Origin of the sequence: Lentzea sp. NPDC060358 (assembly GCF_042725365.1) — a bacterium.
Classification (GTDB): domain Bacteria; phylum Actinomycetota; class Actinomycetes; order Mycobacteriales; family Pseudonocardiaceae; genus Lentzea.
Window position 1 is genome coordinate 43,943 of sequence record NZ_JBHXCW010000026.1, and the last position, 9,806, is coordinate 53,748.

General features: G+C 70.5%; 7 protein-coding genes. 4 read left to right on the plus strand and 3 right to left on the minus strand.

Annotated features, from left to right (window positions below):
• Positions 1-7: 7 nt before the first annotated feature.
• Complete coding sequence (locus ACFWGZ_RS08530; protein WP_382450835.1) at positions 8-2,281, plus strand: KGGVGR-motif variant AAA ATPase; 2,274 nt, start codon at positions 8-10, stop codon at positions 2,279-2,281.
• Here ACFWGZ_RS08530 and ACFWGZ_RS08535 read toward each other — a convergent pair.
• The 3 genes from ACFWGZ_RS08535 to ACFWGZ_RS08545 all read right to left on the minus strand — a co-directional run bounded on the left by ACFWGZ_RS08535 (position 2,254) and on the right by ACFWGZ_RS08545 (position 6,581).
• Positions 2,254-3,456 (minus strand): D-arabinono-1,4-lactone oxidase, encoded by a 1,203-nt coding sequence (locus ACFWGZ_RS08535; protein ID WP_382450836.1) that lies wholly within the window; start codon positions 3,454-3,456, stop codon positions 2,254-2,256. The two genes, ACFWGZ_RS08530 and ACFWGZ_RS08535, sit on opposite strands and share 28 nt — an antisense overlap.
• 87 nt (positions 3,457-3,543) lie before the next feature.
• Entirely contained in the window at positions 3,544-4,326 is a 783-nt protein-coding gene (locus ACFWGZ_RS08540) for a siderophore-interacting protein (protein WP_382450837.1), read from the minus strand.
• On the minus strand, positions 4,323-6,581 hold the full coding sequence (locus tag ACFWGZ_RS08545) for an ATP-binding cassette domain-containing protein (protein WP_382450838.1): 2,259 nt from the start codon (positions 6,579-6,581) through the stop codon (positions 4,323-4,325). Before ACFWGZ_RS08545 ends, ACFWGZ_RS08540 begins: the two co-directional genes overlap by 4 nt.
• 79 nt (positions 6,582-6,660) lie before the next feature.
• On the opposite strand from ACFWGZ_RS08545, the gene ACFWGZ_RS08550 reads away from it, so the two are divergent.
• The 3 genes from ACFWGZ_RS08550 to ACFWGZ_RS08560 all read left to right on the plus strand — a co-directional run bounded on the left by ACFWGZ_RS08550 (position 6,661) and on the right by ACFWGZ_RS08560 (position 9,773).
• Entirely contained in the window at positions 6,661-7,434 is a 774-nt protein-coding gene (locus ACFWGZ_RS08550) for a TetR/AcrR family transcriptional regulator C-terminal domain-containing protein (RefSeq protein ID WP_382450839.1), read from the plus strand.
• A 46-nt stretch (positions 7,435-7,480) separates the two neighbouring features.
• Complete coding sequence (locus ACFWGZ_RS08555) at positions 7,481-7,870, plus strand: hypothetical protein (RefSeq protein WP_382450840.1); 390 nt, start codon at positions 7,481-7,483, stop codon at positions 7,868-7,870.
• A 352-nt stretch (positions 7,871-8,222) separates the two neighbouring features.
• Positions 8,223-9,773, plus strand: a complete 1,551-nt coding sequence (locus ACFWGZ_RS08560) for a PQQ-binding-like beta-propeller repeat protein (RefSeq protein WP_382450841.1) — start codon at positions 8,223-8,225, stop codon at positions 9,771-9,773.
• The last annotated feature ends 33 nt before the right edge of the window (positions 9,774-9,806 follow it).

The following is a 9,806-nucleotide window of genomic DNA, read 5'->3' on the forward strand; positions in this document are numbered from 1 at the left end:
GGCTGCCGTGATCGTCACGTTCTACTCGTACAAGGGCGGCGTCGGCCGTTCCTTCTGCCTGGCCAACGTCGCCGTGCAGCTCGCCCGCTGGGGCAACCGCGTGCTCTGCGTGGACTTCGACCTGGACGCTCCGGGCCTGCACGAGTACTTCCGGCCCTACCTGTCGTCGCTGGGCGAGGGCGGACTTGTCGAGGTCATCACCGGAGAGGCCGACTGGTCCGACGTGGTCGAGCCGGTCTCCATCCCGGACGTGGACACCTTGTCGCTGCTCGCGGCCGGGGCGATGAACTCCTCTTATGCCGACAGGGCGCAGTCGCTGTCTTGGCCTGAGCTGTTCGCCGACCACGACCTGGGCTGGCGGTTCGAGAAGCTGCGAGAGGAGTGGTCGGAGGAGTTCGACTACGTGTTGATCGACAGCCGTACCGGGATCACGGACATCGGCGGCATCTGCACGGCTCAGCTGCCGGACGTGCTGGTTCTTTGTGTCGCCCCGAACCGGCAGAACCTGGCCGGCACGGTGGACGTGGCGCAGCGGGCGGCTTCGGCACGGGACAAGCTGCCTTACGACCGGTCGGGGTTGTTGTACCTGCCGGTGGTGTCACGGTTCGACTCCCGGGAGGAATACGAGCGGGCACGATCTTGGCGCACGACGATGGCCGAGGAGTTCGCGCCGCTGTACGCGAGCTGGCTGCCGAAAGACCAGCACGACGACCACCCGGAACTGGGCCTGGTCGAGCGCACGACTGTGCCATACCTGCCGTACTGGAGCTTCGGCGAGGAGATCGCCGTCGTCGACGAACGCAGCGGCAGCCCTGACTCTGTCTCCTACTACATGGACAACATCGCCGCGTTGCTCGCTCACCGGCTCGCGGACGCCGACGTTCTGGTGACCAACCGGGACACCTACGTCTCGGCGGCCCGGGAACGTGGTCAGCGTGAGTCTCAGGGATTCCGGTACGACGTGATGGTGCACGGGCAGTCCGAACGAGCGGCGGAGCTGACCGACGACCTGCTGGAACTCGGCGTGCGGGCGGTGCGTGGGCGGTTGGCGGAGCTGTCGATGGTGCGGCACTTCGTGATCGTCGACCCGCCGGCGCGGTCGTCGGCGGGAATCCAGGAGATCCTCGACCAGGTGCAGCTCGACTCCGGCCGCGTGGTCATGGTCATGGGCGACGCGCCGAAACAACTCGCCTCGGCTCACCCGGTCACCGACGCGATCGCCGTGGTGGGGATGGTGCCCACGGCCGACGCGGGACCGCACTGGGAGCACGTGCTCGTGTCCGCCAGTCGCAGACTGCAGTCCGAGGGGCAGCTGACCGGTGCTCTCGCACTGGCCGCTCTGGCTACGCAGGTCGCGCCGAAACCGGTGGAGTCGCTGTTGCTGCGCGGTGAGATGCTCAAACTTCTCGGGCGGCTCGACCTGGCGGAGAGCGACCTCACCCTCGTGGCGTCGATCCCAGTCGCCGCCCAGCGCGCACACCGCCTGTTGGGTGAGGTCTATCGGGACATGGGTGACTTGGACGCGGCGACCGAGCATTTCCAGGTGGCGCTGGAATCGGACGGAAGCGCGGTCGAGCAGGCGCTGGCCCACCGGGAGCTCGGTCACCTGGAGTTGCGCTCCGGCGAATCCGACAAGGCGTTGCGCCACCTCGAGATCGCGCGGCAGACCAGCACGGGTGATGCAGCGCTGGAGGCCAGACTCGCCTTCGAACTGGGTTCGTTGCAGGTGGATCGGGGCGACTTCAAAGCTGCCGGACGAGAGCTGGTGGAGGCAGCCGAGCGGAGCGTCCTGCCCTTACCGGAGCAGATCAGTGCGCTGCGTCAGCTCGCCTACCTGGCGAGCGTCGCCAAGAGGTATCACGAGGCTGAGGAATACCTGCGGCGTGCCTTCGGCCTGGCACAGGACGCCGGGGAGAGGGCGGATCTCATCATCGAGCTGGTGCGGATGCAGCGGGAGACCTTCGGTGTGAGCCACGCGATCCAGACGCTGTCGACCGTGGAGACGGATGAGATCATCGTCGCGGCCAGGATTCACGAAACGTTGGGTACCCTCCATCTCGATGACGGAAACCCCGGGTTGGCGGTGCCGGCGTTCGACGACGCACTGGTGAACTACCGCCGCCTCGGCGATCGCGCGGGTGAAGTGCGGGCGTTGATCGGTCTGGCCGCAGCCTCCCACGACTCCCGGCCCGAGCTGGAGGCGCGGCGGTTGCTGACCAAGCTCAAAGGCCCGGAAGCCGATCTCCTCCGGCGTCAGCTGGACGCGCTCGAACCGAAGTAGCGGGTCAGGAACTCGTTGCGGAACACGCCCTTCGGGTCGTGCTCGGTCAGCAGCGCCCGGAACGCGTCCCACTGCGGGTACCGCGCCGCCAGCAGCGCCGGCGGCACGGTGAAGAGCTTGCCCCAGTGCGGGCGCGGCGCGATCGCTTCCTCCAGCCGTGGCAGCAGCGCGAGCACGGCCGGGGTGTTCGGCACCCAGGTGAAGTGGATGGCGAGGCTGTCGCGGTCGTAGGCGGGGCTCAGCCACGCGTCCTCGTCCGACACCGTGCGGATCTCGCAGGTCTGCACCAGCGGCGAGATGACCGTCGACATCTCGGCCAGGGCGCGCAACGCCGTCACGGCCCGCGTGCGCGGGACGAAGTACTCGGTCTGCAGCTCCTCGCCCACCGACGGGGTGAACTCGGCGCGGAAGTGCGGCAGGCGCTCGTGCCACGGCCCCGGCACGCCGCCCTGGACCGTGCAGTGCAGGGCGGGCTGGCCGGGCACCGGGTGGACGGGCGCGGAGGCGGGCCTGCCGGGGAAGGCGGCCCGCGGGTCGCCGACGCGGTGCTTCGCGAACAGGGTCGCGCCGCCCTGCCAGTCGACGAACGCGCTCACGCTGTAGGCACCCGCGAAGATCTGCTCCAGCTGCACGAGCAGCGTCGTCCACGCCACGTCCTCGTAGACGGTCTGCTCGACCTGGAACGACGGCACGACGTCCAGCGTCACGGCCGTGACGACGCCGAGGCCGCCCAGCGACACGACGGCACCGGGCGAGGTCAGTTCCACCGTTGAACCGTCCGCGCGCAGCACCTCCATCGACCGGACGGCGCCGGACAGCGAGTGCGACCCCGAGCCGTGGGTGGCGGTGGCGATCGCGCCGGCCACCGTGATGTGCGGCAGCGACGGCAGCGTGTGCAGCGCCAGACCGGCGTTCTCCAGGTGCACCGCCAGCGCGGCCAGGGTCATGCCGGCGCTCACCCTGGCGGTGGAGCCGGAGACCTCGAACACCTCGGGCAGGCCCGCGAGCGACACCAGGGTGCCGGTCGTGTCGGCGATCGGGCTGAACGAGTGGCCGGAGCCCACGACGTGCACGGCCGAGGAGCCGCGGACGAGTGCGCGCAGGTCCTCGGCCGTCGCCGGCGTCACGACCTCGGCCGCGGTGAACGTGACGTTGCCCGCCCAGTTGGTCCTCATACCGACACGGTAAGCGCCGGAGTGCGCCGAAGCCCGCACCGGCTCGACGGCATCGGGCCCTGTTGCTTCAGTGCAGAATGAAAGAGATCATCCGCCGAGGGCCTCGATCCGCTCCCGCGCCTCGGCCAGGTCGTCGGCCGTGGGCGCGTCGTCCTGGGTCAGCGACCGCCGCCAGTAGCCGGCGAACTCGATGTCCGTCTTGGGCACGCCGAGCCCGGTGAAGTGCCGGCGCAACGCCCGCACCGCCGAAGCCTCGCCGCCCAGCCACACCCACGCCGACGGCGGCACCTCGATCGCCGTCACCGCCGAGACCAGGTCCTCGCCGGCGCTGCGGTGCACCCACCGGACACCGGGGACGTCCTGGTCCTCCGCCGGGTCCGCCACCTCGACCACGGCGGCGAACTCCTGGTCCGGCGGCAGCAGTGCGAGCAGCGAGGCGATCGCGGGCAACGCCGTCTCGTCGCCCGCGAACACCAGCAGGTCCGCTTTCCCCAGCGGCCGCGCGTAGTCGCGGGACGGCCCGAACCGGCCGATGACGTCACCGGCGCGGGCGTTGGCCGCCCACCGGGACGCGGGCCCGCTGTCGCCGTGCAGCACGAAGTCGACCGTCAGCACGCCGCCGGTCAGCGCCCGGACGGTGAAGCTGCGCATCCACGGCCGTTCGTCCTCGGGCAGCGCCAGGTAGGCCTGGTACCAGACGCCGGCGTCGGGGGAGTCCGAGACGTGCGCCGGGCCGCCGGGCTTGGGGAACAACAGCTTCAGCTGCTGGTCGGGCCACGTGCCGACGTCCGCCAGCCCGTCGCCGGTGAACGTCACGCGGGTCATCCGCGGGGTGAGGGGCGCGACCGAGGTCACCGTCAGCGTGCTCACGACAGGTACTCCCTCAGGTGCTGGGCGGTCAGGGTGTCCGAAGTGGACACGAGATCGCCGGGGGTGCCGGAGAACACGACCTGTCCGCCGTCGTGGCCTGCGCCGGGACCCAGGTCGACGATCCAGTCGGCGTGCGCCATCACGGCCTGGTGGTGCTCGATGACGACGACCGTGTTGCCGGCGTCGATCAGCTGGTCGAGCAGGCCGAGGAGCTGGTCGACGTCCGCGAGGTGCAGGCCGGACGTCGGTTCGTCCAGCACGTACGTGGACGCCTTCTCGGCCATGTGGATGGCGAGCTTGAGCCGCTGCCGCTCGCCGCCGGACAGCGTGGTGAGCGGCTGGCCGAGCGACAGGTAGGCCAGGCCGACGTCGTGCAGGCGGCTCAGCACGGCGTGCGCCTGGCCGGACGGGAAGAACTCGCGGGCCTCGGCCACGGACATGGCGAGCACCTCGCTGATGTTCCTGCCCCGCAACGTGTAGCGCAGCACCTCGGGGGTGAAGCGCTTGCCCTCGCACTTCTCGCACACCGTCGCGACGCCGGCCATCATCGCCAGGTCGGTGTAGACGAGGCCGATGCCCTTGCAGTTCTCGCACGCGCCTTCGGAGTTGGCGCTGAACAACGCGGCTTTCACGCCGTTGGCCCTGGCGAACGCGGTCCTGACGGGGTCGAGCAGGCCGGTGTAGGTGGCGGGGTTCGAGCGCCGTGAGCCGCGGATCGCCGACTGGTCGACCGTCACCACGCCCGGCCTCGTGCGCAGCGAGCCGTGGATCAGCGACGACTTGCCGGAGCCCGCGACGCCGGTGACGACGGTCAGCACGCCGAGCGGCAGGTCGACCGAGACGTCCTTGAGGTTGTTGAGCCGGGCGCCCTCGATCGTGAGGAAGCCCCGGGGGGAGCGGAACTGCGGGCGCAGCTTCGCGCGGTGGTCGAGGTGGCGGCCGGTCAGCGTGCCGGACGTGCGCAGGCCCGCCACGTCGCCGGTGTAGCAGACGTGGCCGCCGTGGACTCCCGCACCGGGGCCGAGGTCCACCACGTGGTCGGCGATCGCGATGGTCTCGGGCTTGTGCTCGACGACGAGGACGGTGTTGCCCTTGTCGCGCAACCGCAGCAGCAGGGTGTTCATCCGCTGGATGTCGTGCGGGTGCAGGCCGACGGTGGGCTCGTCGAAGACGTAGGTGATGTCGGTGAGCGACGACCCCAGGTGCCGCACCATCTTCACGCGCTGCGACTCGCCGCCGGACAGCGTGCCGGACTCGCGGTCGAGCGACAGGTAGCCGAGACCGATCTCGACGAGCGAGTCGAGGGTGTCGCGCAACGTGGCCAGCAGCGGCGCCACCGACGGGTCGTCGATCGAGTGCGCGAACTTCGCGAGGTCGCTGATCTGCATCGCGCAGCAGTCGGCGATGTTCAGGCCGCGGATCTTCGAGCCGAGCGCGGCCTCGTTGAGGCGGGCGCCCCGGCAGCCCGGGCAGGTCGCGAACGTGACGGCGCGGTCGACGAACGCCCGGACGTGCGGCTGCATCGAGTCGCGGTCCTTCGACAGGATCGTCCGCTGCAGCTTGGTGATCAGGCCGTCGTAGGTGACGTTCGTGCCGCCGATGTTCAGCTTCGTCGTCGGCTTGTGGAGGAAGTCGTCGAGCTGCTGCTCGGTGAACTCGGCGATCGGCCGGTCGGCGGGGTAGAGGCCGGAGTTCGCGAGCACCTGCCAGTACCAGGTGCCGACACCGTAGTTGGGGGCGTCGATCGCGCCGTCGTTCAGCGACTTGGACCGGTCGACGATCGCGTCCACGTCGATCGTGGTGACCCTGCCCAGGCCCTCGCACTCGGGGCACATGCCCTCGGGCAGGTTGAAGCTGAACGCGCCGGACGTGCCGACGTGCGGTGTGCCGAGGCGGCTGAAGACGATCCGCAGCATCGTGTGGGCGTCGGTGGCGGTGCCGACGGTGGACCGGGAGTTCGCGCCCATCCGCTCCTGGTCGACGATGATCGCCGCGCTCAGGTTGTGCAGCGCGTCGACGTCCGGCCGGCCGATCGACGGCATGAACGACTGCAGGAACGCGGTGTAGGTCTCGTTGATCATGCGCTGCGACTCGGCCGCGATGGTGCCGAAGACCAGCGAGGACTTGCCGGAGCCGGACACGCCCGTGAAGACGGTCAGCCGGCGTTTGGGGACGTCGAGCGACACGTCCGCGAGGTTGTTCTCCCTGGCCCCGCGGACCTGGATCACGTCGTGGCTGTCTGCGACAGCGTTCAAGGCTGTTCCCCCGTGGTGATTCTTTATGCCGTAAAGTATCGGCCGTCGAGGTTACTTTACGTCGTAAGGAGTCGCAACCGTGGTCGTCTACGCAGGTCAGGGCGACCCGCGCCGGTCCATCGAGCTGCTCTGGCGCGGGTCGGTCGCGGAGAAGCGTCCCGGGCCGAAGCCGGGGCTGAGCGTGGACGCGATCGTCGACGCGGGCATCGCCGTGGCCGACGAGCAGGGCATGGCGTTCTCGATGCGCGCGGTCGGGGAGCGGCTCGGGCGCACGGCCATGGCGCTCTACACCTACGTGCCGGGCAAGAACGAGCTCGTCGACCTCATGTACGACCGCACGATGGCCGAGCTGCCGACGTCGTACTCGCTGGAGGAGGGCTGGCGCCCGGCCATCACGCGGTGGGCCTGCGACATGTGGGAGTGCTACGGCCGCCACCCGTGGGTGCTGCAGGTGTCACAGGCGCGCCCGGTGCTCGGGCCGCACGAGTTCGGCGTCACCGAGGCGCTGGCGGCGATCCTGGTCTCCACCGGCCTGCCCGGCCGGCAGCTGCGCGGCATCGCCGGTGCCGTCAACTACTTCGTGCGCGGCGCGGCCCAGACCGTCGCCGAGGCGCGGGCGGCGAGCGGTGCGACCGGGGAGGCCGACGAGGAGTGGTGGTACGCGCGGTCCGCCGTGCTGCTGGAGCTCGAGCCGGGCCTCGCGGAGAAGTACCCGATGCTGCACGTCCTCGAGGCCGACCGGGAACCGGTCGACCCCGAGCTGCCGTACCTGGAGAACGACGCCGTCGAGAACTTCCGCGGCGGGCTGCGCGTGCTGCTCGACGGCATCGAGGCGGCTGTGGCAAAACCGTGACAAAGCGCGGACGTTCGCGGTACACGGACTCGGTGGGATCGTGTCCATGGCTATCGGGCCCGCACGAATCGGGGGACTTCTCGCGGTCGTCGCCTTCGTGATGCTGCTGACCTCGCAGAACACCGCGGCCACCACGCCGCCGCGCGACGACTACCGCCCCGCGGTGATGCGGATGGAGTACACGGCAGGCGACCTGACGGCGGTCGTGCACGCGCCGCGCACCCTCGTCGGGGTGCGCGAGCTGGTGCTGGGCTTCCGCGGCAGCGACGCGTACGCGGAGGAGCTCGCGCGGGAGGGGTTCGTGGTGGTGCTGGCGGACGACCGCCTGTCGCTGGACGGGCACCGCGCCCTGTGGCGCGAGCTCGCCGCGGGTGCCGGTCCGCTGGCGGAGCGGTTCAGCGGGTTCGCCGGCCACTTCGTTGTGGCAGAACCGTGACAGGATCCTCACGGATTTCCAACATGAGCACGCTGAGATCTGCGCATGGTGTTGGGAAAAGTCGTGCTGGCACTCGCGTGCGCGATGGCGCTGTCCGCGCCGGCGACCTCGGTGGCCGCACCCCCGGCCGGTGCCGCGCCGGCGAGCGCGCCCGCCCGCTGCCCGGCCGGCACGACGCGCAAGGCCCACCGGTGCTGCCCGCACAATGCCGTCGCGCGGTCGCGGCTCGCGCAGCGGTACGGGGTGCGGCCGTTCTGCCGCATCAACCGATCGGTTAAGCCACGACGAGACTTTGGGGGGACGCTTCGACCTTCCGCCACTGCCAGGGTGGGTGGCGGAAGGGGGAAATTCCATGCTCAGAACGACAGCGCTGCTCACGGCGGCGCTCCTGGTGCTGACCGCGTCACCGGCCACGGCCCGCACGGGTGGCGACTGGCCGGGGTGGCAGAAGGACCTCGGCGGGTCCCGGCACAACGCGGCCGAGTGGCGCATCGACCGGAACAACGCGGGCCGGCTCGAGTTGAAATGGGCGTTCGCGTACCCCAGGGGTGACTACAACGGCGTGCGCAGCCAGCCCGCCGTCGTGGGGGACACCGTCTACTTCGGCGGCCCCGACGGGAAGTTCTACGCCCGCAACGCGCGCACCGGCGGTGCCAGGTGGGAGTTCACGCTCCCACCGGCCGGCCGGTACGCGTACAACTCCGACGGCCCGACCGTCGCCGACGGCAAGGTGTTCTTCGGCGACAGTGCGAGCCGGCTCTTCGCGCTCGACCAGCGCACCGGCCGGCTGAGGTGGCAGGTGCAGCTCGACGACGGCATCGCCTCGCAGACCACCAGCTCCCCGATCGTCCACAACGGACTGGTGTACGTGGGCACGTCGAGCGGCGAGAACACGCTGCCGGTCACGCACGCCTGCTGCACGTTCCGCGGTCACGTCGACGCCTACGACATCGACACCGGGGCGCTGGTCTGGCGCCACTACACGGTGCCGGAACCGGTCGAGGTGGGTACGTGGCCCAACGGCGCCAAGCGGTTCGAGCCGTCGGGCGTCGGCGTGTGGAGCTCGCCGGTGATCGACCGCAGGACCGGCACGCTCTACGTGGGCACGGGCCAGAACTACACGGGCAAGGGCGGCGAGTTCGACTCGCTGCTGGCCCTGAACGCCCGCACCGGCGCGGTCAGGTGGACCAACCAGGTCACGAACGCCGACACGTGGCGCGACGCGTGCAACACCCCCGACGCCGAGGGCTACTGCCCGGGGCTGAAGGACGGCACGAACCTCGACTACGACATCGGCGCCACGCCGAACCTGTTCACCGTCGGCGGCAGGCAGCTCGTCGGCGTCGGGCAGAAGTCCGGTGTCTACCACGTGTTCGACGCCGCGACGGGCCAGGTCGTGTGGCGCCGCCAGCTCGGCGTGCCGCTGCCCAGCGGCGGCATCTCGGGCATCCAGTGGGGGTCGAGCTACGACGGCAAGCGGCTCTACATCGCGACCTACTACGCCGATCCCGGCACGTTGTTCGCGGTGGACCCGGCCACCGGCCAGGTGCTGTGGCAGACCCCGGCGCCGGAGGACGGCTGCACCACGGGCGGGGCGGCCGGTCAGCCGTCCTGCGCACGGGCGCACGGCGTGCCGGTGACCAGCACGCCGGGCGTGGTGTGGCTCGGCGCCGGTGACGGCAAGTTCCGCGCGTACGACTCCAGGACCGGCAAGATCCTGTGGACCCACGACACCGTGCAGGACGTGCGGGGCGTCAACGGCCTGACCGGGCGCGGCGGCACGATGGCCGGACCCGGTTCGGGGGCGGTGGTGTCGAACGGGATGGTGTTCGTGCAGTCGGGCTACTACCCGGAGTTCACCGGCAACTCGAACGGATCGGTGCTGCTGGCCTTCGGGCTGTAGAGCTGGGGGACGCGCGCCGGGACGGTCATCGAC

What these genes read in the sequence shown, in the direction of transcription:
- ACFWGZ_RS08535 (WP_382450836.1), bottom strand. Translation starts at nt 3,456, where the DNA reads ATGAGGACCAACTGGGCGGGCAACGTCACGTTCACCGCGGCCGAGGTC.
- ACFWGZ_RS08555 (WP_382450840.1), top strand. Translation starts at nt 7,481, where the DNA reads ATGGCTATCGGGCCCGCACGAATCGGGGGACTTCTCGCGGTCGTCGCC.
- ACFWGZ_RS08560 (WP_382450841.1), top strand. Translation starts at nt 8,223, where the DNA reads ATGCTCAGAACGACAGCGCTGCTCACGGCGGCGCTCCTGGTGCTGACC.